The following is a 902-nucleotide window of genomic DNA, read 5'->3' as shown; positions in this document are numbered from 1 at the left end:
GGCTATGCGGTTGAGCCCTTCATGAAAATGCAAAAAGAGAAAGTCACTCAGGCATTGGACGCCATTGAAAAGGACAAAGGCACCTATAACATCGACGAACAACTAAAAAATCTAAGAACAGAAATGGTAAGGCAAGCCAAATTGCCTCTTAGAGAAGGAGTTTTTGATAGACTCTCTCATCGTCTTTCTCTGGAAACCAGTGATAATAAAATATCACCTGAACGCAGAGATTTTCTTAACCAGCACGTCATCCCGGTCTTACAGGAATGTCATATCGCACTTAGAACAAACGATATGGAGATGATGCAAAAAGCCTTGGCAAAATTCCCTATCGATAAGCAATGGTCCACCTTTAAATCAGGAGAAGCCGTTAGAGCCAAAGCTCAAATCGATGTGTTAAAGCAACAGATTGAAAAGAGAATCATGCTGCAAAGCCAGATTATCCCGGCACTCAAGGAATGCAGTGAAGCACTGGATAAACAAAATCCCACAGAAGCATTGCAAGCGCTCAATAAACTGCCCACAGAAAAAGAAATAGCTAAGGTTAAGGGAATAGGACAAGAGTTAAGAGGGCAAATCACGGGTGTCAAGCAAGAGCTGACCGGAAATCTTGAGTCCCTGCAACGTGCAACCACTACTCCAGTTGTGCAAGATGCTGAGAAAATGAGAGTACGGTATGAAGCGCTTGTCACAGACGTAACCAAACGAGTCACCGACTTTGAGAAAATCAAACCGACCAATCTTGACAGTTATAACAAAGCCATTGCCGATTTAAATAACATGCAACAAGAATTAAACCTTCTGCGTAATGAAAAAATTCGCATGCATACTGATAAAGAAAAGGCAGTGGATTTTTCTGACATTGAAGCATTGGAAAAGCGATTACAAGAGACTCAACCCAA

General features: G+C 41.7%; 1 pseudogene. It reads left to right on the top strand.

What is annotated here, in order from left to right:
* A pseudogene (locus CC34_RS01000000116445) lies at positions 1-902 on the top strand (SidE phosphodiesterase domain-containing protein); the annotation flags it as partial.

It is taken from the genome of Legionella pneumophila subsp. fraseri, from assembly GCF_000586315.1.
GTDB lineage: Bacteria > Pseudomonadota > Gammaproteobacteria > Legionellales > Legionellaceae > Legionella > Legionella pneumophila_B.
Note: the sequence above shows the minus strand (reverse complement) of the source record. Positions and strands in the feature narration are given on the sequence as shown.